This is a genomic window from Pseudomonas sp. TNT2022 ID1044, from assembly GCF_028656895.1.
GTDB lineage: Bacteria > Pseudomonadota > Gammaproteobacteria > Pseudomonadales > Pseudomonadaceae > Aquipseudomonas > Aquipseudomonas reinekei.
In genome coordinates this window covers 1-19,541 of record NZ_JAMDHB010000033.1, presented here as the reverse complement: position 1 = coordinate 19,541, position 19,541 = coordinate 1, and the positions used below count along the sequence as shown (strand labels likewise).

The following is a 19,541-nucleotide window of genomic DNA, read 5'->3' as shown; positions in this document are numbered from 1 at the left end:
CATGCATCAGCGCGCTGTTCTCGCAGGAGGATGTTTCTGGGGCATGCAGGATCTGATCCGCAAGCGGCCCGGCATCATCTCGACCCGTGTGGGTTACACGGGCGGCGATATTCCGAACGCCACGTATCGTAATCACGGCACGCATGCCGAGGGGATCGAGATTGTCTTCGACCCGACAGTGACGAGCTACCGGAACATCCTGGAATTCTTCTTCCAGATCCACGATCCGACGACGCTGAACCGCCAGGGCAATGATCGTGGGCTCTCCTACCGGTCGGGCATCTATTATGTCGACGAGGAGCAGAAGCGCGTCGCCGAGGATACGATCGCCGATGTGGATGCCTCGGGGCTGTGGGATGGCAAAGTGGTGACCGAGGTCCAGCCGGTCGGCGAGTTCTGGGAGGCCGAGCCCGATCACCAGGATTATCTGGAGAAGCGCCCGGGCGGCTACACCTGCCACTTCGTCCGTCCCGGCTGGGTGCTTCCGAAGCGCCAAAAGGTTGACGACGTACAGCCAGCGGCCGGGACCGCGGCGGAATAGGCTTCACTGCCGTTGCCACTGCGCCGATCCGGTCCGCAATCTTCGTGACCGCGTCGTTCAGCGACGCGGTCATCGAACCCTACTTCAGAGTGACGGCTCGTTCCAGTCAGTCGCCATCGCAACACCAGGATCGCAGATTTATGCCAGACCTCTCGTCCTTTCCGATCACGCAGCGCTGGCCGGCATCTCATCCCGATCGCCTGCAACTCTACGCAGCCCCTACGCCCAATGGCGTCAAGGTCTCGATCATGCTTGAGGAGACTGGCCTGGCGTACGAGCCCCACCTGATCGACATCTCGAACAACGAGTCGAAGGATCCGGCGTTCGTGTCGCTGAACCCGAACGGACGCATACCGGCGATCATCGATCCGGCTGGCCCTGACGGTAGACCCATCGCCTTATGGGAATCCGGTGCGATCCTCCTCTATCTGGCCGACAAGACGGGTCAGTTCATCTCCACCGAACCAGGCCAGCGTTACGAGACCCTAGCGTGGGTGTTCTTTCAGATGTCGGCCATCGGGCCGATGTTCGGTCAGCTCGGCTTCTTCCTGCGATTTGGCGGCAAGGACTATGAGGACAAGCGGCCGCAACAGCGCTTTATCGACGAATCCACGCGTCTGCTGGGGATTCTGGATCGCCGGCTGGAAGGCCGCGACTGGATCGTCGACGACTATTCGATCGCGGACATCGCGACGCTCGGCTGGGTGAATGCGCTGGTGGAATTCTACGCTGCGGGTGACATCCTTGGCCTCAGCAGCTTTTCGAACGTCCGCGCATGGCTTGGACGCGGGCTGGCTCGACCGGCCGTCCAGCGTGGCCTCCACATTCCCGCGAGGCCAGCATGAGCATCATCGCCGCCTATTATTACAACGAAGGCAAGCGAGTTCGCGAAATCGCGCTCGATGAGCACGTCAAGTTGGGCGAGAGTCGCTCGGGCTTCTGCTGGATCGCGCTTAGCGAACCCACCCCCGAGGAACTACTCGCGATCCAAAGGACATATAATCTTCATCCGTTGGCGATCGACAACGCGATGCACCCGCTGTGCCCGCCCAAGCTCGAGGTCTACAACGATGAGTTGTACGTCGTCGCGCAGACCGCCGAGCTGGTCGGCGACCGGATCAGCTACGGCAAGATGGCGATCTTCACCGGTCACAATCACCTTATCACCGTGCGGCACGGCAATGCCGGAGCGCTGGGCAAACTTCGGGAGCAACTCGAGGCATCGCCGACGCAGTTCGGCAAGGGTGTCGACTATGTGCTGCACGCGATCTTGCATCGCGTGGTCGACCAGTATCTGCCCATCTTCGAAATGATCGAGGACGACGTCCTGGCGATGGAGCGACGGTCGCTGCACGATTTCCTCGGGCCAGAAGAGGTGGCGCGAATCTTCGAACTAAGGTCCGAACTCACGCGGTTCCAGCGCACGCTCGGGGCTATGGCCGAGCTGGTGCGAAAGCTCGTTCGCGGCCACTTTCCCTGCATCAGCGCCGAAATGACACCATATTTCCACGACGTCGCGGACCATGTCCACCGCGTGCAGTCCATGGTCGACGGCCTCCTGCTTGTCCTGTCCACGGTCTTTGAGGCCAGCAGCCTTCTTGAAGCGCAAAGGACGGGGGTGATCACCCGCCAGCTGGCGGCTTGGGCGGCAATACTGGCAGTCCCGACGGCGATCGCTGGAATATACGGCATGAACTTTAAGCACATGCCGGAGCTGGACACGGCCTACGGATACTTTGTCGTGCTCGGAGTGATAGCGATATCGTGCGTTTTCCTATTTGTGCGCTTCAAGAAGGCTAAGTGGCTGTGAATACTGCCCATCGTTTTCTTCGCCGTCATCTGACGGTTACAGCGGGCCTTATACGGAAGCTTGTCCAATCCAACTCAAGATGAAGGTGCGTCCATGACATAGCAGCTGACCGACGCTCTACAAGCAGTTCAGTCCTTCATCGCCAAGGGCTAAGACCGCGAATAGCGCGTCAAGGACAGCAATCTCGTCGATCTCGAGCCAGGATCAACCATCGGTCCGTGCGGCATCTGCGTCGACGCGGCGTTTCGCCTCGGAAGCGGTGATGATGGCGATAACGCCTCCACCCTCTACGCGATCACCGATCCGGCGACCGAGCATAAGGGCCTGTTGATCGACGTGTTCGATGAAATCTGCTACCGCGACCCAGTTCAAGAGTCGGGACCTCAATGTAGAAGAAGTTGACTAACGAGCATTCGCGTCATCCGATCAAGCAAGCTGGAGACATTTATGAAAGCCATTGGTTACAAGGTTCCGGGACCCATCGCCGCGGATGCCGCGCTGGTCGACATCAATCTGCCTCGGCCTGTCGCTGCAGGATACGATATCCTGGTTGAGGTGAAGGCCGTCTCGGTCAACCCGGTCGACTACAAGGTCCGCAACAGCACGCCGCCGGCAGATGGCGATTGGAAGGTGCTGGGATGGGATGCCGCCGGGATTGTGCGCGAGGTCGGCCCCGACGTCACGCAGTTCGAGTTAGGCGACGAGGTCTATTATGCCGGATCGATCACACGGCCCGGTACCAATGCGGAGTTCCATCTCGTCGACGCCCGGATTGTCGGTCACAAACCTGCGTCGCTCTCCTGGGCGGAAGCGGCGGCGCTGCCGCTGACGACGTTGACGGCCTGGGAGGCGATGTTCGACCGCCTGGACGTGGCGAAGCCCGTACCCGGTGCGGCGGAGGCGATCCTCATCATCGGTGGCGCGGGCGGGGTTGGGTCGATCGCCGTCCAGATCGCGCGACAGCGCACGGACCTCACCGTCATCGCCACAGCCTCTCGACCGGAAACCCAAGAGTGGGTAAGAGGGCTTGGAGCTCACCACGTCATCGACCATTCTCGTCCGCTCGCGCCACAGATCGCCGAACTCGGCATCGGTGCTCCCGCTTTCGTCTTTTCGACCACACATACCGAGCAACATGTCGCCGACATCGCCGAACTGATCGCCCCACAAGGACGGTTCGGACTGATCGACGATCCCAAGGCATTCGATATCATGGTTTTCAAGCGCAAGGCGGTGTCGATCCACCACGAGCTGATGTTCACGCGGTCGATCTACGGCACGCCCGACATGAATGAGCAGGGCGAGATTCTGGATGCGATGGCAGCGCTGGTTGACGACGGCAAAATCCGCACGACGCTGACCCGGCGACTGTCGCCGATCAATGCCGCCAATCTGAAGACGGTGCATGCACTGATCGAAAGTGGCGCGGCTAAAGGCAAGATCGTCCTCGAAGGCTTCTAACGACCGCGATCGCCAAACATCTTGTCCAACCTCAAAAAGCCGAACGGGTTATGCCCCAGCGATGAGAATCCCATGACCAAATCTATTGCCACCGCCTCGATCAACCGCGAAACCGCAGTCGCCCTCATCGACGCGGCGCTCGCTGCGGCCCGTGCCATCGGCATCCCGGCTGCCGTCGCCGTCGTCGACGCCACCGGTAACCTGCGCGCGTTCGAGCGCACCGACGATGCGCCGTTCCTTACCGTCGATGTTGCCATCGACAAGGCCTGGAGTTCCGCCTCGTTTGGGTTCCCGACCCATGTCTGGAACGACTATGTGACCAACGATCCAAAAGTGGCGCCGCTAGCCTATCGCCCTCGGATGGTCGCTGTCGGCGGCGGTTATCCGATTCTGGAGGATGGGAAGTTGATCGGCGGCATAGGCATCTCCGGAGGCAACTATCAGCAGGATCAGGATGCGTGCGTCGAGGCACTCATGAAAATCGGGTTCCAGTTGCCAGCCTGACGACTGTGAGGCCATCACCGGTGGTAATGGCCAACAGATCCAACCTTTGAGAGGCCTAATGATGGAAGCGTTCGTCGTCTTTACGCGGGAAGAAACCAGCGACCCACATGCACTCGCAACCTATTCTGCAGGCGTCGGACCATCGTTCGATGGTCACGACGTTACCTTTCTCGCCGCTTATGGCGCGATCCAGCATTTGGAGGGGCCGCCCATCGAAGGGGCCGTAATCTTGCGTTTCCCGACGATGCAGGCCGCTCGCGACTGGTATGACAGTCCCGCCTACCAAACCATCGCTGCTCAACGCTTTGCCGGTTCCCGTTACCGCGCCTTTATCATTGAAGGGCGGCGGTGACATACCGACAGAAGCACTTCGGCGCTGACCACGAGGTATCGGCGTGTGAACTCGCATCTTGGGAATCTGTGGGGGGGACCAAGACAGCGGCGCTAGGGGCTCATATCGTCGATCGGATCAGAGAGTTGCTCGGCGAGAATGGGTTATCTATTGCCGAGCTGACGGAGCGGAGCCGCCCTCTCCCAACGGATTGATTCAATCGTTGACGCTCCTCCTATCCGGATCCGGGTTTTCGCACGCTGATCAACAGAGTTACAGCGCGCAACGCCTGTAGTGGGCATCAGGGGATGGGTGGCAATCAGGATGATTGCCCACCTTCCAACGATTAACCTTGCTCAAGTTGCTTCACTAGTCGCTCCGCGTCGAGATGGAAGTCCGAGAAAACAATGCTACCGCCAGCGTCGATAACCGTAAACCACGGAGTTCCTCGTGTGCGGTAGTCTTCCATGAAGGTTGGAAACGGCGAGCCGGTCGGTTGCTCGTCGTGACCGAAAACGATAGGAAGCTCATACTTGAGCTGGTTCACGCGCAACTTCTCGAAGGTATTCTCATGCGTTCCTTCGAAGACGGTCTGGATCACTGCGAACCCCACGTCTTTTGAGCTCAACGCTGCATGCAACTTTTGTAGCGTCGGAAACCCATGCAAATGGCAACCTTGGCACCAATGCTGGAAGGCAAACAAGATTTTCGGGCCGGGCCCGATATCTGACAGTTTGAACGGCGCGATACTTTCCCCATCTTTGCCAATCCATTTTTGCACCCGCAGCTCAGGCGCTTGTCGTTCGATCTCGTTCATCTGATCCTCCAACCCCGATACAGAAGCTTAGTGGATGATCGCGCGTCGCGACGGTGCGCGAACGTCCGACCTTATTTTCCCTATTTCCTGAAGCCAGAATAGATCAGATCGACATTTCGTCCTTAATATACTCAAGCTGCCGGCGAGCGCGAACTGGGCAACCATGCGCTGGTGAGCCTTGAGCTTTGCACGCTGCCCATCCGTTTGAGAGCGAACCTGCAACTTCCGCTCCGCATACCGCAGATCAGCGTACGCAGCCTTGGGGTTATCTACCCTATAGCCATTGGGTATTGGGAATCATGCTGGCCTGACGCTATGTTCGATACGCGATTTTTTACGATGATAGAGCATCTGTATCTGATTTTTAGTCGATTGGCTTATTCGGCGGATGTGCGGGCAAATGCTTTACGCAGAGTACTGAAATGAAGGCCGGCTTCGGTCTGCCGTATCGAGCAAGAGGGGTCACTATGGTCACCAGAGGTTTCACCGGTCGCGGTTCAGGCGACCAGTCCGATCGGATTCCGCCAGGTCAGCATCTGGTGGAGGATTTCCCTGTTCTGTCGGCCGGCCCTACGCCGAGGGTAGAGCCCTCCGACTGGAAATTCACAGTCAAAATTGGTCCGAAGCCCGTCAAAACGTGGAATTGGGGCGAATTCAACACTCTACCAAAGACCCAGGTGACAAAGGATATTCACTGCGTCACCTCTTGGTCCAAACTGGATACCGTTTGGGAGGGTGTACTCATTGAAGACATCCTTGCAGATGCAGAGCTTGATCGGCCTACCGATTTCGTCTTGGCGCACTGCTACGATAATTATTCGACAAACGTCCCTCTGACGGATCTGCTTTCCGGGAAAGCGATGGTCGCCCTCAGTTATGCGGGCAAGCCACTTTCCCGCGATCATGGGGGGCCGGCGCGTCTTCTAGTGCCGCACCTTTACTTCTGGAAATCCGCCAAATGGGTGAATGCGCTGCAATTCACGACGCGTGACGAGGCCGGCTTTTGGGAGCTGCACGGCTATCACATCTACGGCGATCCGTGGCGCGAACAACGATACACCCATGACTGAAAACGAAGCGCAAGTCCGTTCGTGGCAATCATGCGTGATCGACGACATCATCCAGCAAACACCGAGTATCAAGAGCTTCTTCCTTCGGTTGAGCAAGCCGTTCGCGCACACCGCAGGTCAGCACGTCGATATCCGGCTGACCGCGCCCGACGGCTACAGTGCAATGCGCAGCTACTCGATCGCGTCATCGGCAGTTTCGACCCCGATCGTCGAGATAGCTATCGAGCGCATGCCGGATGCCGAAGTTTCGCCGTTTTTTCACGACATCGCGGCGATTGGTGACGAAATCGAAGTTCGCGGTCCGCTCGGTGGCCATTTCCTTTGGCCTGAGCCTGCCATAGATCCGGTTCTGTTGATCGGGGGAGGCTCCGGCCTCGTGCCGTTGATGGCAATGATCCGGCAGCGCCGCGCATTGGCCCAAGCCGTTCCGACAGCGTTGCTCCTGTCCGCACGAACCGCCGAGGACGTTCTCTTCTCAGAAGAACTTCATTGCATCGAAATCAGCGATCCGGCGTTCGTCCTGGCGCTCGCGATTACGCGCGAGAAACCGGTTCGCGCATCGGACTTTGCGCGACGGATCGACGGCATGATGGTCCAAGAAATTCTAACCAGGCTTCAGGGAAAGCCGACGCAAGTGTTCGTCTGCGGGTCTAACGGATTCGTCAACATCGCAACCGATAGCGCGCTGCTGGCGGGCTTGGACGCCTCCATCATCAAGACGGAGCGCTACGGGGGCTAGCGGCGCGAGCTATCTCACGTCGCGCCGATCGTAGACGTGCGCCCTGGGAAGCTTTGGCGATCAACGTGAACCGTTTTGCCGAACACTGTCTTCGTACCCCCCGGCCTCTAGAACGCCTTCGCTCGCGATACCTGGCTCGACATCAAGCTCAATTTGAAAGTTCCTGCACTATCCGTCGTCCTGATATGCTCGACCAGCATGATGGGCGATTCGAGCGGGACCGCTTCCGTCCCAATCGAGGCTCGGTTACCTTAGAGCATCGGCTCGGCGCTACAGGAGGCGCGTGCGGCCTCTGCCTGGCGGTGAAAGCACTTTGGGCCATGTCGCCTGGATAGCGGCCAATCGTCAGCATCTGCTCCGATGTCGGCCAAGGTGCAGTCGCCATCTTTGAACGCCGCGAATTGGAGATCAACGCCATGACAGCGATCCGCGTGCAACTGCCGGAGATGCAATATGACAACTGATGTATTGCTGTACACCACGAATTGGTGCCCGTTCTGCCGCCGAGCGAAGGCGCTCCTCAAGGAAAAGGGCGTGCGATGGAAGGAGCTCGATATTGAGGCGGATCCGGCTCACCGGCAGGCCATGGCGGAAGCGTCGGGGCGAAGCTCCGTGCCGCAGATCTTCATCAATGGCACCCTTATCGGTGGCTCCGATGAGCTATTCGCGCTCGATGTCAGAGGCGAGCTCGACAAACTTCTCGGGCGCAACCCGCCTGCCACCTGAGGAGGTGCGGCTTGGGGCAGCCAGCCCGCGAGCCTTCGCCGGTTGATGAATACAAAAGGAGAGTCCGTTGGTCTCAGCCATCTGGAAAGACACTACTATCGCCACAAGCGACGAAACAGTCATCGTCGAGGGAAATCACTACTTCCCACCGTCAGGAGTCGACCTGAGCCTGCTTGAGATGAGCCCGCACACATCTGTCTGTCCGATCAAAGGCGCCGCGCGCTTCTTTCATGTTCGCGCGGGTGACGCGCTCAACGTGAACGCCGCTTGGACCTATCCCGCCCCCACTCCGGATGCCGAGGGTATCCGGGATTACATCGCTTTCTGGAAAGGCGTGGACGTTGCCTAGCAGACTGGACGGACGACTTCGCTGATAGCCATGCGGGCGCCGACATCTCAATTATCCTGCCCACCCCGGGCCTCGTCGGCTGCAGGAATCTGCCCGGCACCTTAGCGCGACCCGGCACTGGCGGTCTCGCACCCGCCGCGCCTCTGTTCTATCAATAAGGATGGATGACATGGAGCATTCCGAGTTCGATGCCGCTTTCGCGAAGCTTGCGGAGGGATACAGAGAAGGGACTTATGAAGGCCGGCGTTTCAGCTTGATCGTCCGGCGATCTGGGGACGGACGTCGCAACAGTCTGTTCGCCAGGGAGTTGGACGGGACTGACATTGTCAGCTTCAACCTCTTCCGCGTTACATCAGATAGGACATTGTTGAAGCCGTGCGAAATGTCCGCCGAAAAGGTCGTAGCGTTCGTGCTGGAGTTCCGACCGGACACCTGACGGGCAGAAGAAGATCCCGGCCAACCGGCGCGCCTGCGACGGCCGGCTATCTAAGGCTGCGCAAGCCTATAGCCGCAGCTCATTGCACTTCGTCTGGCGAGGAATTCAACATCGATACGTCGCCATCCGCGGGGATATCGGTACAGGCGCCCGTGTAAGCCAGATTGAGAAATCCTAAGCGATGACTAACACCAATGACGCCACCCTTCCGACACATTCTATTCTTGAGGAATGCACAGCGATGGCTGTCGTCAACGCTCTGAAGATTATTCTGAAGAACAGCTACGCGATCTACCTTAAGACAAAAAATGCCACTCGGGCGCATCCCGCCCCTACTTCAGGGACTTTCACTTGCTTCTCGCTCTGTCACTCACAGCATCGGCACGCCCATGACGCATGGTATCCAGGCCTCATAATTTTCCCATATAACCTTCTTGTCTTTTGCGCACCCAGAAAGACTCGAGGCTTTAACTGGACAGATGAGCCCTCGAGGGTAGTGTTCACCTGATTGGCTTTCTCATATCTGATGTTGATTCGCACAGTGTGCCAACCAGGTGATAGTTTCAAAAAACCTGCGCTTCAGAGCGAATTAGACGATCTTCGATAAGAGCGATCCGCCTCAAAATCCAAAACATCTAACATTGTCCTAGAGCCATATTTGTACCTAGTACTATGGCGCTCCCATTAACACATTTGATGATGCACAGAAAACTTAGCTCATGATAGCTTTCAGCTAACAGCTATTCGGAAGCCCGAAAGGATTCAACCGTTTAAGCGTGAACCGTCGATTATAAATACTTTCGTAAGTTAGCTTTAAAGGACGCTTTTAGTCCTTGTAAATACGCATTACGACTCCACAGCTACCAAATCCATACGGCGCCAGCAACCATTAAAACACCCGACACTACTAAAACAATAGTAGAGGCGCGATTGCTGCCTTTCAAAGTATGACCAACACCCACATCCATAACTAGGTGTCGAATTCCGGCTACGAGATGATAAATAAATGAAGAGTATACCAACCAGAAACTAACTTTGCCGAAAGGTGAAGAAAAAATCTCCTTGACTTCATTAAAACCCTTTTCTGACTCCAACGATTTGCTCAGCATATACAGTATCAGTCCCAGAAAAATAAAGAGCATAATTCCTGAAATCCGGTGCAGAATCGATGTAAGCGCCGTGAGAGGAAGCTGAATGGTTCGAATATCAAGATTAACCGGCCGCTTTTTATTCATTTTGACTCCAGTCAACAATTCTAGTGGGGGATTTCAGTTTTCGATCTCATTCATCATAGCAGCTGTAACTAAGGCTGGCGGCGACAATAATGGAGATATTCGGGGCTTACGTTGCATTTTGAGGTCGCAAGTGCATGTGCGTAAATTGAAGCAAATTGCAAGGTTATGCCCAATAGGTAGCTAGCTTATTAATTTAACAAAAGTGACGTGTGTCGTTCTGCAGGGCATGCTGTTCCCCAACCCTGGAAAACCTATCCTCTTTAACACGTCAAAGTCGATTGATAGGCTTGCTGCAACAGCTATCTGCCCGGTTGAAGTCGAAGATCGATGTATCTGTAGGGTTTGGAAATAAATGCGGGCGCCCACCGCACTCACGGCTCAGTTACCATTCTTTGTGCATCGCGGCCGCGCGGCTAGTTGGTAGCTGTTCTAAGCCTAGTCAGTGCCGCCCTTCGCCCCAAGCCCCATAGTCAGATTTGAGAAATGACAGTAGGCGATGCCGCAACGCGCTTCATCGACCTATGTAAAACGACTCCTTTATCGAAATAGTGCACTCATCGCTCTCCACGGCGATCCCTTCATCGCGAATTGCACCGCCCAAGACGATCTGCACTGAAATCAATACTTTCTGATGCCTCTTGATTAGAGATGCCAGCCATAATCATCTCATCGCCAACGCATACGGCGTTCGGCAGCCAACACACTCTCACTCACTACTGGAAGCTCAGACATGAAAACCATAGGCATTGAAAACTCGAAGTCCAGCGTACAGGCCCACTTAACGCTTGGAACCAAAACTATGGGGCTAGGTATCTATGGCGCGTACTTGGCTCTCGCTATTATTTACTTCTGGTTCGGCGGCATGAAATTTACCCACTACGAGGCCGAGGGCCTGGTTCCACTGGTGAGCAACAGCCCGCTTTTGGGATGGGTGTATAGCATTTTTTCGGTCGACATGTTCTCCAGCCTGCTCGGCATACTAGAGATTTCGATCGGCACTCTGATCGCAGGCCGCATGCTGTCGCCCAAACTATCCGTGGTAGGAGGCGCTCTGTCTGCAGGCCTGTTCTTCACAACCCTTAGCTTTATGTTTTCCACTCCGGGCGTCATTGAGCCTAGTTTAGGGTTTCCGGCGATTTCCGTTGCGCCAGGTCAGTTTCTGCTTAAAGACTTAGGGTTGCTTGCTGTTTCGATATTTGTGGCAGGCCATTCGCTGGTTGAACTGGAAAAACGTAAAATTAATGCATAATTTTTTCAATGGCTTAAGGCAGTAATGCCTTAGGCCTTTTTGCCATCATTTTCCCCCGCCAGATCTTTCAACCAGTCACGAGGGCTCAACCCCGTCTTGCGTCTAAATGCGCGAGACAGCGCCGAAGGACTTTCGTAGCCGACTTGAGCTGCAATCAGCGTAATCGAGCGCCCTTCTCGCATCAGCTTCTGAGCCAGGCTAACTCGCCAACTCAACAAATAATCAGCAGGCGTCTGTCCGATGACACTCTTGAAATGCACGGCATACGCAGCGCGTAACATATTTGACTCACTGGCCAGCTCTGCTATTGACCAGGCATGTTCCGGGGAGTTGTGCATCTGTAAAAGCGATCGGGCAAGCCGCATGTCGGCCAGTCCAGCCATCATTCCGGTGCGCAACTGGTGATGATCGAGCAGGTAACGGAGCAACAGAATGATTAGGAGCTCAAATAAGCGCTCAAGCGCGGCTTCCCTTCCACAATGCACATTTGCCGCCTCGGCAAACATCCACTCCAACGTGTCTGCCAGCATGGGCAGATCATCGAGTGCGAGCACCAAACAGTCCGGTAATGAAGCCGACAAAGGATTATCAATTCCGCCCTCAAACTCCATGGAAGCACACAACAACTTTGCGCCATCGGACTCACCCGCAAACAATTGATGCTTGGCGGGGCGTGGCATAAAAATCAAGCTAGGGCGAGTGAGCTGCAAATCCTTGCGATCGGGACCAAGCAACGTCACGCTGCCGGCCTGAAGCAGATGGATATAACCTCGCCGCTCGGCGCCATCGTAAGATGCAGAGCCGCATAGGTCGCCGTCATAGAACAGATTGGCCCGCACGCCGAACCGCGAGAGCAAATTAGACAAACGATCCATTGGCCGATCCTTGACGAGTCAGAACGCACAGACCATACCATCTGCGTTGTCGTTCAGTGCCTGTAGCGAACATGCCGGCGTAAATCAGCCAACGGATAAAGTGATCACTGAGCAGCTCAGCCTCCCTTTCCAGTTCGGCTGTTAAAAAAACAACACCGTTGTTTGAAAGCACCAGCAAATCAAGTGCTCACTCTTCTATTTTACGGGGTTGTACGCCGGAATCCCAGAAATTTCCGTCAGCCCAGCTCCAGTCCCGCCACGAGCGCATCCAGGTCGATGAACTTGCCGTCAGTCTGGAAGGTGTAATGCCCGTTCAGCAGGATGTGCCGCCAGGCCGCTGGCGACATCTGCGTGATCAACGCCAGCGCCTTGGCATTGCCAGCTGCCTCGTACTTCGTCAGCAGCAGGGACAGGATCGCCGAGTTGTAGAAGATGATCGCGTTGCCGATCAGCCTGGCGCACTGGTTGCTGATCTCGATTTCGATGTCGGTGCGGCCGGTCAATTCCTTCTTCCCACCGACTTGGGCGATGGTCGAGCGTAGCTGGTGATAGGACTCAATGCGGTTCTGCGAGCGGTGAACATTACGCTCCAGTTGCGGGTCGCGCAGGTAGCGCAGTGTGTAGATACTGCGGATGAGCTTGTCGAACTCGAAGATTGCGCGCCGCGTCGGGTTCGGCGCCGTATAGGTGCACAGCTTGCGGATCAGCGTGCCCTGCGTCATTTCCTTCAGGCCCAGTGTGGCGACGATTCGGTCGATGTTCGCCTTCTCACCGACGATGAGTTGCCGGTCGATCTGGCCAGCCGGCCGGATCAGGCATTTCTCGTACAATGCCAGATCATCGGCGCAATACAGCTCCTGCAACTGGTCGTCGAGGTCGGTGAAGCGCGGCTCGAAACGAAGTCCGAACCAGTGCAGGATGGCGAAGTTGGCCTTGTTGATGCTGTGCATGTCGCCGGTGATCGCGCTCGGCACGATGTCCGACGTGTTGCGGTACCAGATGTCGAACACGTGGTGAGCCTCGTACTCGTGTGCGCCTATCAGGTAGCCGTTCAACGGCACGTGATTGCACAGCAGCGTGTAGGCGACGACGCCCTTGCCGCGGCCGAAATATTTGCGCGAGTAGCGCGCCTTCACAGTTGGTCGCTCGACGCCGAATTTCTGCCCATCAACGGCACCGTACAACGAATCGAGGTCGAACGAGTAATGCGGGAAGATCGGCAGTGCGGCGATGGCGTTGCTGATGCAATCGTTGGCCACATGTAGCGTCGCCTGGCGCAGGTACTGCTGGTAGGTACTCTCCAGGACGTGGTACGGGATGTCGCTGGTACGTGCCATAACCTGGTTGCCGTGGTTCATGGCTTGGGCAATGATCACCGCCATCAGACTGTCGGCGTCGGCTACCTTCTTCGCATAGCGTGGCTGCAATGGTGTCAGCGCCGACAGGAACTGGCACTGGCCGTTGACGAAGCGAAACACGTCGGCGACATCGCAGTATGGCAGTTGCTCGTAGAGAGCTTGCTCGCGCGCCTTCTGGTTCTCCCCCTTGGGCTTGCGCCAGGTCAGTCTCTGCGTGTCCTTGTCGTATTCCAGGTGCGTCAGCTTGCCCTGTTTCAGCTCGCGATTGAACGCCACCCATTGCGCACGCAACTCGGCCGCCAGTGCATCGAGCTGGGCACTGACCGGCTGCCGCAGGAAGGGGATGTCCATCTGCGCGAGCACGGCGGCTTTCTCGTCCATCGAAACCAACTCGTCGGACAAATGCCGGTGCTGCAAGCTGTCGTCAATGTAGAGCTCGCCCGCCTGGAAGCGTTTCCTGACCTGACGGTAAAGCCAGAATTCGTAACGATCGGCATGCAGGCCTGTCGGCGTGCCTTCGGCATCGAACATCAGCAGGTACGGACGCAAGCGTTTCGGCAGCGTTGCCGCCGGACATTCGTCGAGTGGCCGTTGTGATAGGCGCTGCTGCTTGGCGAACACGCTCTTGGCCCAAGTCAGCGCCGCGAGCCATGGGTTATCGGGGGCCGTGCCGGCGAAGTCGAGCGCGACGTACAGCGGCCGTAGATGGCGTCGAATGCGTTCGGCCAGGCCGTCCACCGCCTGCCAGTGCAGCGCCAGTTTGTTCAGTGGCTTGACGCTCATGCGCTGCGCCGTGTTTTGCAGCAATTCCCTGGACATGATTTTGTAGGCGCGTTGGCGCACCTCGCCGAACGGCGTCGGATCGGCCACGCTGTCGTCCACGTACAGCGACAGCAGGCGGCCAACCTGCGGCGTTTCCTGATGGCGTCGCAGCTGTTCGGCGACAAAGGACTGTTTCGCACCCGTGCGGCTCTCGTCCTCAAGTTTTTTCATGTGGAAGGCCATCGCGTCGACCAGGTTGTCGGTGAGCTGCCGGTAACGTACCCAGGCATAGCACAGCAGGTAGAGCCGGGTCTGCTCCGCCTTCAGGTGGCGCAGGTCATGGACGGTATAGAAGTTCGCCAGGCTCGCGTAGTACAGCAGGTTCTGCTGCGAGATGCCGAGCTTGGGCAGCAGCGCCTTGGCGATCCCGTGCAAGGACTTCAGCGTGGCGCGCTTCTCGCGCTCCCCTGCCATCTGACGCCAGCCGAAATCTTTAGCGTCCTGCTTGAGCGCTGCCAGTTGAGACAGGGTGTCGTCACGCACCAGGAGCTGGCCCAGCGCAGCTTTGGCCGATTCGTCCAACACTTCTGCCAGCAAGCCGCCCAAGCGCCTGCGTTCGGTGGACAGGGCTTCACTGACCAGCTCTTGTAAGGTGGTGTGGCCGGGCCGGATGATTTTGTGCTCGCTGAGCCAAACGATCAGTTCGGCGGCCACGAATCCTGGCATTACGTCGCGCCGCACGATCTGTTCAGCCTGCTGTGCCAGTTGCGGCAGGAAGCTAGCCGCCCACGACCGGTAGCCGAACAGTTCGGCGATCTGACCCCTCTGGCTGTAGTGCTCATGCTTGGTGATCGCCTTGCGTTCGAACGCTTCGCCGTGGAAATAGCGACTCAGCACGAAGGCGCAATCGTCCTCGACCTCATGCCAATCGAAGCGGAAGAAAGCATGCTTGGCCTTGAAGTAGCCGATCTGCAAGACGCAATAGACTTGGGCCTGCAGGCTAGGCCGGCTGCTGGCGAACGCCAGTTCAGATTCGGTCAACGCCAGGTATTCCAGCCGCTGAGCATCGTCGAAGTCCGGTAGGCCGTACAAGGCTTCCTGCTCTGCGTCAGAAAAGACGGTGAGTAGCTTATTCTTGTTGCTCATCGACCGTCCTTCCCGCACCACGCCAACCTGCTCGCGTCAATGTTTCGATCAACGTAGTGCGCTTGACATTGAAGTTGCGGCACACCGCCGCCTTAGACATGCCGCCATCGAGCGCGGCGACGATGGCGTCCAGCTTCTCACCAGTGATCGCCTGCGGCCGGCCGCCGATCCGGCCGCGTTTGCGTGCGGCGGCCAAGCCCGCGACGACGCGCTCCTGAATCAAGGCGCGCTCGTACTGCGCGAGCGCACCGAACACCTGGAACAGGAATTCGCCCGAGGGCGTCGTAGTGTCCAGGTTCTCTGTCAGCGAGCGGAACGCCACCCGCTTGTCCTTGAGCGAAGTCACAATGGCGAGCAGGTGCGACAGCGAGCGACCGAGCCGGTCGAGTTTCCACACCACCAGCACATCGCCGGCTCGAACGAACTCAAGCGCCCGCGCCAAGCCGGCACGGTCATCCTTCGCGCCAGAGGCACGATCCTCAAACAGGTGACGCGGATCGACGCCGGCGGCGAGCAGCGCGTCGCGCTGCAAGTCCGTGCTCTGGCGGTCGGAGTCCGACGACACGCGCATGTAGCCAACCAACATAGGCGGATAACCATCAAAAACAGGTTTCCGCATAATAGTGAATAGCGATAGAGTTTTCCGTACATTTTTGAGGGGGTGTTGCACAGGTAGCACAGCGGCGGCTGACAGCCTGTCGCAAAACAAATGTTTTACGACACCTCCTTGAGGTTGCCGCGTTTACATCATTACCTGAACAGGTATAAAATTCCGTCATGACAAACAAAGAAAAACCGCTCGAATGGATCGCGAGCAGCCACAAGGATTTGATGGCGTTGCCGTCCGACGTGCGTCGCCGTTTCGGTTACGCGCTCTCGTTGGCGCAGATAGGCGATCAGGATGACGCAGCAAAGGTGCTCAAGGGGTTCGGTGGTGCCGGCGTGCTGGAGGTCGTCGAAGACGATGCCGGCGGCACCTATCGAGCGGTATACACGGTCAAGTTTGCGGAAGCGGTGTTCGTCCTGCACTGCTTCCAGAAGAAGAGCAAGAGCGGAATCGCCACGCCAAAGGCCGACATGGACATCATCCGCGCTCGGCTGAAGGTGGCCGAGGTATTGGCACAGGAGCTACGAAATGCAAAAACGAATCATTGAAGGCGTCGAGGTTCAGCGCAGCTCGGGCAACGTCTTTGCCGACCTTGGACTGCCTGACGCTGAAAAGCTCAAGATCAAGACCGGCCTGGTGGTCGAGATCAGGAGGGCCATGCGCGCCCTTGGGCTGACTCAACAAGCGGCGGCCAAACGCATGGGCATCCCGCAACCGAAGGTGTCGGGCATGATGCGCGGCGACTTCACCAATCTATCCGAACGCAAGCTGATGGATTGTCTGAATCGCCTCGGCTACGACATCGAAATCAAGGTACGGCCAGCAGCCGAGCCGATCGGGCATCTAACGCTCGCAACCGCTTAATCGGAGCTCTCCTGATGGCAGCCCGCATCACCGACGACGAATGGGACGAACTGACTCCCGAGAATTTCGATACCACGGCACTGCTGCGTGCAGTCGATGCCGTGGACGTGCTGCGCGGCGATTTGAATGACAGCGCAGACGGCGCACCTCCGCAACTGCGCACCGACCTGTTGAAGCTGCATCAACTGGCAATGGCCGCGTTCAACGAGGGATCACGCAGCCGAGTGGCTGAGCTATTTGATCTCGCCGTGGATCTTCAGGATCAGGTTGATCATCTGATGACCTCGCTGGAACAAGTGCAAGAAACCCTGTCCCGGTGACGGCGCTCTACCCAGAAAGCCTGTCCTGAATGTTCTTGGAGACAACCACATCATGAGCCGCAGCCGCCGCAAAACGCCCATCGTTGGGCACACGACCTGCCGTAGCGAGCGCGAGGACAAGAAACTCTGGCATCAGCGCTGGCGAACCCACGAGCGCACCGCGCTGGCCAGCGCGTCGCCGGAAGCTCTATGCGCCCATCTGCCTCTACTGGAAAACCAGGTCAGCAACGTCTGGTCGATGGGTAAGGATGGCCGCTCCTACTGGCCCATCAAGCGCCAGGCCGCCACGGCGGATCGCATTGCCAACCACAAGGGACGCAATCCGCAAGAGCGCGCCTCCCTGAAAAAGCGTCTGCTGCGCAAGTGGATGAGCAAATGAACCTGTCCACCATCGAGGCGCTGGCTATCGCTTGGGCGCGAATCGCTGAAGAAGCAGAACTCCCAGCCGGCTACGAGGGCACGGCGACGCCAGAGGCGCATCGGGCCTGCGAGGTGATCCAGGAGCGGATTCGAGAGCACGTCGTCGCCACCAATGACATGCGGCTGTTCGGCCTGCTGCACCTGCTTGGGCAGGCGTCGCTGCGCATGGAGCAAGCGCTGTGGCCGGAAGAATATGCGCGGATGACCCGCGAGGTCGAGGAAGCTCTCCGAGAGGCCGACGACCCCAACGCCAAGTCGTACACCCACGAAGAAGTCATGCAGGCGATGCAGGAACGCATCGACCGAGCGCGAGACAAAGCCATGTTGATCGGCTGACGGAAATTTCGGCGGTTCCGGCTGATCCAAGAATCTTGGCGTGACCTTACCTCCGCTCTACCGCTGGGTGCCAGCCTCGGCGCACGCCTAACCACCCAACTCAGAAAGGAAAATAAGTTGGTAAAACGCATTCCCGTATCCGAGCTTCGTCTCGGCATGTACATCCACAAGCTCGCCTGCTCTTGGGTTCGACACCCATTCTGGCGCGGCAGCTTCCTGCTGACCGAGCCTCAGGATCTCTCTGCCATTCGAGAATGTGGCGTCGGGGAGGTCTGGGTCGACTTGGCCAAAAGCCAAGTCGACCCAGAGAGCCCAGAGAGCCCAGAGAGCCCAGAGCCCAGAGCCCAGAGCCCAGAGCCCAGAGCCCAGAGCCCAGAGCCCAGAGCCCAGAGCCCAGAGCCCAGAGAATTGTCGGAGGAGCAATCTCTGCCGTCTAGTCCACTAAGCAAGAAAAGTGACGGCGCAACCTCAATGGAGAGCGAAATGTGTTATGCACGGAAACTCTGTCTTGCGGCCAAGTCCCAAGTCATGGACATGTTCCAGGAAGCCCGGCTTGGCAAGGCCGTCGACCCAAGCACGACGTTGCCGCTGGTCGGAGAAATCGCTGCCTCGGTGCTGCGCCAACCTCATGCCCTCATCAGCGTCGCACGCATCAAAACGCACGACGATTACACCTACCTGCACTCGGTTGCCGTCTGCGCCCTGATGCTATCGCTGGCCCGGCATCTCGATCTAGACGAGGAGCAAACGCGCCTGGCTGGCATCGGCGGACTGATGCACGACCTAGGCAAGGCCGCGATGCCGCTGGAAGTGCTTAACAAACCAGGCAAGCTCACCGATGCCGAGTTCGCCATCATGAAGCGCCACCCTGTGGAGGGCGCAAAGATGCTGCGCGCAGGCGGGGCCGAGCCCGGGGTGGTGGACATTGCCCTGCACCATCACGAGAAGATCGACGGAACCGGCTACCCGGATCGCTTGGCCGGTGACGCCATTTCACTCCTGGCCCGCATGGGCGCAATCTGCGACGTCTATGATGCCGTGACGTCGGAGCGAGCCTACAAAAAGCCGTGGGACCCGTCCGCGGCGATGCGGCAGATGGCCAAGTGGGAGGGCCATTTCGACAAACGCATCTTCCACGCCTTCGTCAAGGCCGTGGGCATCTACCCCGTCGGCTCCTTGGTTCGCCTGTCCTCTCAGCGTCTGGCCGTTGTCGTTGAGCCGGGAATGGAATCACTGCTGACTCCCAAGGTTCGCGTGTTCTTCTCGCTACGCTCGAGAGAGCCGATCCCGATGCAGACCATCGACCTGGCGGCCACGAGTTGCAAGGACAGTATCACTGGCCCCGAAGACCCGACGCTCTGGAACTTCAAGAACCTCGACGACTTGTGGATGGAATAGCCCCCACAAAACGACGGCCCCGTGAGGGAGCCGTTGAACATCGTCGAGCGATGCCCGTCCAGGGAGGGATGGCCGAGCTCGATTCTCCAGAAGGTAGCTGGTGACACGAGTGTTGAGCCCACCCAACTAGGGTGACGGAAATTTCTGGGGTTCCGGCTTACATCCCCTGTACAGCTACCTGCGCCAC

At 57.8% G+C, this 19,541-nt stretch carries 23 protein-coding genes and 1 pseudogene; 18 read left to right on the top strand and 6 right to left on the bottom strand.

Annotated elements, in window-relative coordinates; all coding sequences use genetic code 11:
- The first annotated feature begins 1 nt into the window (after position 1).
- From msrA to M5G20_RS29200, 3 genes are all read left to right on the top strand, one after another.
- A complete protein-coding gene (gene msrA / locus M5G20_RS29210; RefSeq protein ID WP_003464967.1) occupies positions 2-541 on the top strand; it encodes a peptide-methionine (S)-S-oxide reductase MsrA in 540 nt (179 codons plus the stop codon).
- Between the two features lie 140 nt (positions 542-681).
- Positions 682-1,386, top strand: a complete 705-nt coding sequence (locus M5G20_RS29205) for a glutathione S-transferase N-terminal domain-containing protein (protein WP_003464969.1) — start codon at positions 682-684, stop codon at positions 1,384-1,386.
- Positions 1,383-2,351: a magnesium and cobalt transport protein CorA gene (locus tag M5G20_RS29200; protein ID WP_003464971.1), complete on the top strand. Its 969-nt coding sequence runs from the start codon at positions 1,383-1,385 to the stop codon at positions 2,349-2,351. Before M5G20_RS29205 ends, M5G20_RS29200 begins: the two co-directional genes overlap by 4 nt.
- Before the next feature lie 204 nt (positions 2,352-2,555).
- On the opposite strand, the gene M5G20_RS29195 is transcribed toward M5G20_RS29200, so the two are convergent.
- Positions 2,556-2,723 carry a hypothetical protein gene (locus M5G20_RS29195; protein ID WP_016487060.1) on the bottom strand — a complete coding sequence of 56 codons (168 nt, stop codon included), beginning with the start codon at positions 2,721-2,723 and terminating at the stop codon, positions 2,556-2,558.
- Between the two features lie 75 nt (positions 2,724-2,798).
- On the opposite strand from M5G20_RS29195, the gene M5G20_RS29190 reads away from it, so the two are divergent.
- From M5G20_RS29190 to M5G20_RS29180, 3 genes are all read left to right on the top strand, one after another.
- The gene (locus M5G20_RS29190) at positions 2,799-3,812 is read left to right on the top strand and encodes a zinc-binding alcohol dehydrogenase family protein (protein ID WP_002118279.1); all 1,014 of its coding nucleotides are present in this window, start codon (positions 2,799-2,801) and stop codon (positions 3,810-3,812) included.
- 72 nt (positions 3,813-3,884) lie between these two features.
- Entirely contained in the window at positions 3,885-4,316 is a 432-nt protein-coding gene (locus tag M5G20_RS29185; protein WP_005006001.1) for a GlcG/HbpS family heme-binding protein, read from the top strand.
- 61 nt (positions 4,317-4,377) lie between these two features.
- Entirely contained in the window at positions 4,378-4,668 is a 291-nt protein-coding gene (locus M5G20_RS29180; RefSeq protein WP_005005999.1) for a DUF1330 domain-containing protein, read from the top strand.
- Positions 4,669-4,993: 325 nt separating this feature from the next.
- Here the strand turns inward: M5G20_RS29180 and M5G20_RS29175 are convergent, their stop codons facing one another.
- On the bottom strand, positions 4,994-5,464 hold the full coding sequence (locus tag M5G20_RS29175; protein WP_003464979.1) for a TlpA family protein disulfide reductase: 471 nt from the start codon (positions 5,462-5,464) through the stop codon (positions 4,994-4,996).
- A gap of 422 nt (positions 5,465-5,886) precedes the next feature.
- Here M5G20_RS29175 and M5G20_RS29170 point away from each other — a divergent pair, with 422 nt between their 5' ends.
- The 5 genes from M5G20_RS29170 (at position 5,887) to M5G20_RS29150 (ending at position 8,784) form a co-directional block, all read left to right on the top strand.
- Positions 5,887-6,534 (top strand): sulfite oxidase-like oxidoreductase, encoded by a 648-nt coding sequence (locus tag M5G20_RS29170; protein WP_002118288.1) that lies wholly within the window; start codon positions 5,887-5,889, stop codon positions 6,532-6,534.
- Positions 6,527-7,273 (top strand): ferredoxin reductase, encoded by a 747-nt coding sequence (locus tag M5G20_RS29165; protein WP_002118292.1) that lies wholly within the window; start codon positions 6,527-6,529, stop codon positions 7,271-7,273. The genes M5G20_RS29170 and M5G20_RS29165 overlap by 8 nt, the downstream gene beginning before the upstream one ends.
- Before the next feature lie 453 nt (positions 7,274-7,726).
- Positions 7,727-7,999 (top strand): glutaredoxin 3, encoded by a 273-nt coding sequence (gene grxC / locus M5G20_RS29160; RefSeq protein ID WP_005005995.1) that lies wholly within the window; start codon positions 7,727-7,729, stop codon positions 7,997-7,999.
- Between the two features lie 67 nt (positions 8,000-8,066).
- Positions 8,067-8,348, top strand: a complete 282-nt coding sequence (locus tag M5G20_RS29155; RefSeq protein WP_003464986.1) for a DUF427 domain-containing protein — start codon at positions 8,067-8,069, stop codon at positions 8,346-8,348.
- A 169-nt stretch (positions 8,349-8,517) separates the two neighbouring features.
- Entirely contained in the window at positions 8,518-8,784 is a 267-nt protein-coding gene (locus M5G20_RS29150; RefSeq protein WP_003464988.1) for a hypothetical protein, read from the top strand.
- 860 nt (positions 8,785-9,644) lie between these two features.
- Here the strand turns inward: M5G20_RS29150 and sdhC are convergent.
- Complete coding sequence (sdhC, locus tag M5G20_RS29145; protein ID WP_005005993.1) at positions 9,645-10,019, bottom strand: succinate dehydrogenase, cytochrome b556 subunit; 375 nt, start codon at positions 10,017-10,019, stop codon at positions 9,645-9,647.
- Positions 10,020-10,749: 730 nt separating this feature from the next.
- Between sdhC and M5G20_RS29140 the strand changes: the two genes are divergently transcribed.
- Positions 10,750-11,268 carry a YkgB family protein gene (locus tag M5G20_RS29140; protein ID WP_003464991.1) on the top strand — a complete coding sequence of 173 codons (519 nt, stop codon included), beginning with the start codon at positions 10,750-10,752 and terminating at the stop codon, positions 11,266-11,268.
- A 29-nt stretch (positions 11,269-11,297) separates the two neighbouring features.
- Here the strand turns inward: M5G20_RS29140 and M5G20_RS29135 are convergent, their stop codons facing one another.
- The 3 genes from M5G20_RS29135 to M5G20_RS29125 all read right to left on the bottom strand — a co-directional run bounded on the left by M5G20_RS29135 (position 11,298) and on the right by M5G20_RS29125 (position 15,995).
- Positions 11,298-12,143 (bottom strand): AraC family transcriptional regulator, encoded by an 846-nt coding sequence (locus M5G20_RS29135; RefSeq protein WP_273921996.1) that lies wholly within the window; start codon positions 12,141-12,143, stop codon positions 11,298-11,300.
- Positions 12,144-12,379: 236 nt separating this feature from the next.
- Positions 12,380-15,409 carry a Tn3 family transposase gene (locus M5G20_RS29130; protein ID WP_010799689.1) on the bottom strand — a complete coding sequence of 1,010 codons (3,030 nt, stop codon included), beginning with the start codon at positions 15,407-15,409 and terminating at the stop codon, positions 12,380-12,382.
- The gene (locus M5G20_RS29125) at positions 15,393-15,995 is read right to left on the bottom strand and encodes a recombinase family protein (protein ID WP_010465829.1); all 603 of its coding nucleotides are present in this window, start codon (positions 15,993-15,995) and stop codon (positions 15,393-15,395) included. Before M5G20_RS29125 ends, M5G20_RS29130 begins: the two co-directional genes overlap by 17 nt.
- Before the next feature lie 191 nt (positions 15,996-16,186).
- Here M5G20_RS29125 and M5G20_RS29120 point away from each other — a divergent pair, with 191 nt between their 5' ends.
- The 6 genes and pseudogenes from M5G20_RS29120 (at position 16,187) to M5G20_RS29095 (ending at position 19,354) form a co-directional block, all read left to right on the top strand.
- Complete coding sequence (locus M5G20_RS29120) at positions 16,187-16,564, top strand: type II toxin-antitoxin system RelE/ParE family toxin (RefSeq protein WP_003151133.1); 378 nt, start codon at positions 16,187-16,189, stop codon at positions 16,562-16,564.
- The gene (locus M5G20_RS29115; RefSeq protein WP_001172026.1) at positions 16,545-16,880 is read left to right on the top strand and encodes a helix-turn-helix domain-containing protein; all 336 of its coding nucleotides are present in this window, start codon (positions 16,545-16,547) and stop codon (positions 16,878-16,880) included. Before M5G20_RS29120 ends, M5G20_RS29115 begins: the two co-directional genes overlap by 20 nt.
- A gap of 14 nt (positions 16,881-16,894) precedes the next feature.
- Positions 16,895-17,229 (top strand): annotated as a pseudogene (locus tag M5G20_RS29110) (transposase).
- Between the two features lie 23 nt (positions 17,230-17,252).
- Positions 17,253-17,579, top strand: a complete 327-nt coding sequence (locus tag M5G20_RS29105) for a hypothetical protein (RefSeq protein WP_000091614.1) — start codon at positions 17,253-17,255, stop codon at positions 17,577-17,579.
- The gene (locus M5G20_RS29100) at positions 17,576-17,956 is read left to right on the top strand and encodes a hypothetical protein (protein ID WP_001054412.1); all 381 of its coding nucleotides are present in this window, start codon (positions 17,576-17,578) and stop codon (positions 17,954-17,956) included. The genes M5G20_RS29105 and M5G20_RS29100 overlap by 4 nt, the downstream gene beginning before the upstream one ends.
- Before the next feature lie 117 nt (positions 17,957-18,073).
- The gene (locus tag M5G20_RS29095; RefSeq protein WP_262295741.1) at positions 18,074-19,354 is read left to right on the top strand and encodes an HD-GYP domain-containing protein; all 1,281 of its coding nucleotides are present in this window, start codon (positions 18,074-18,076) and stop codon (positions 19,352-19,354) included.
- Positions 19,355-19,541: the final 187 nt, after the last annotated feature.

What these genes read in the sequence shown, in the direction of transcription:
- msrA (WP_003464967.1), top strand. Translation starts at nt 2, where the DNA reads ATGCATCAGCGCGCTGTTCTCGCAGGAGGATGTTTCTGGGGCATGCAG.
- M5G20_RS29205 (WP_003464969.1), top strand. Translation starts at nt 682, where the DNA reads ATGCCAGACCTCTCGTCCTTTCCGATCACGCAGCGCTGGCCGGCATCT.
- M5G20_RS29200 (WP_003464971.1), top strand. Translation starts at nt 1,383, where the DNA reads ATGAGCATCATCGCCGCCTATTATTACAACGAAGGCAAGCGAGTTCGC.
- M5G20_RS29190 (WP_002118279.1), top strand. Translation starts at nt 2,799, where the DNA reads ATGAAAGCCATTGGTTACAAGGTTCCGGGACCCATCGCCGCGGATGCC.
- M5G20_RS29185 (WP_005006001.1), top strand. Translation starts at nt 3,885, where the DNA reads ATGACCAAATCTATTGCCACCGCCTCGATCAACCGCGAAACCGCAGTC.
- M5G20_RS29180 (WP_005005999.1), top strand. Translation starts at nt 4,378, where the DNA reads ATGGAAGCGTTCGTCGTCTTTACGCGGGAAGAAACCAGCGACCCACAT.
- M5G20_RS29175 (WP_003464979.1), bottom strand. Translation starts at nt 5,464, where the DNA reads ATGAACGAGATCGAACGACAAGCGCCTGAGCTGCGGGTGCAAAAATGG.
- M5G20_RS29170 (WP_002118288.1), top strand. Translation starts at nt 5,887, where the DNA reads ATGAAGGCCGGCTTCGGTCTGCCGTATCGAGCAAGAGGGGTCACTATG.
- M5G20_RS29165 (WP_002118292.1), top strand. Translation starts at nt 6,527, where the DNA reads ATGACTGAAAACGAAGCGCAAGTCCGTTCGTGGCAATCATGCGTGATC.
- grxC (WP_005005995.1), top strand. Translation starts at nt 7,727, where the DNA reads ATGACAACTGATGTATTGCTGTACACCACGAATTGGTGCCCGTTCTGC.
- M5G20_RS29150 (WP_003464988.1), top strand. Translation starts at nt 8,518, where the DNA reads ATGGAGCATTCCGAGTTCGATGCCGCTTTCGCGAAGCTTGCGGAGGGA.
- sdhC (WP_005005993.1), bottom strand. Translation starts at nt 10,019, where the DNA reads ATGAATAAAAAGCGGCCGGTTAATCTTGATATTCGAACCATTCAGCTT.
- M5G20_RS29140 (WP_003464991.1), top strand. Translation starts at nt 10,750, where the DNA reads ATGAAAACCATAGGCATTGAAAACTCGAAGTCCAGCGTACAGGCCCAC.
- M5G20_RS29135 (WP_273921996.1), bottom strand. Translation starts at nt 12,143, where the DNA reads ATGGATCGTTTGTCTAATTTGCTCTCGCGGTTCGGCGTGCGGGCCAAT.
- M5G20_RS29130 (WP_010799689.1), bottom strand. Translation starts at nt 15,409, where the DNA reads ATGAGCAACAAGAATAAGCTACTCACCGTCTTTTCTGACGCAGAGCAG.
- M5G20_RS29125 (WP_010465829.1), bottom strand. Translation starts at nt 15,995, where the DNA reads ATGTTGGTTGGCTACATGCGCGTGTCGTCGGACTCCGACCGCCAGAGC.
- M5G20_RS29120 (WP_003151133.1), top strand. Translation starts at nt 16,187, where the DNA reads ATGACAAACAAAGAAAAACCGCTCGAATGGATCGCGAGCAGCCACAAG.
- M5G20_RS29115 (WP_001172026.1), top strand. Translation starts at nt 16,545, where the DNA reads ATGCAAAAACGAATCATTGAAGGCGTCGAGGTTCAGCGCAGCTCGGGC.
- M5G20_RS29105 (WP_000091614.1), top strand. Translation starts at nt 17,253, where the DNA reads ATGAGCCGCAGCCGCCGCAAAACGCCCATCGTTGGGCACACGACCTGC.
- M5G20_RS29100 (WP_001054412.1), top strand. Translation starts at nt 17,576, where the DNA reads ATGAACCTGTCCACCATCGAGGCGCTGGCTATCGCTTGGGCGCGAATC.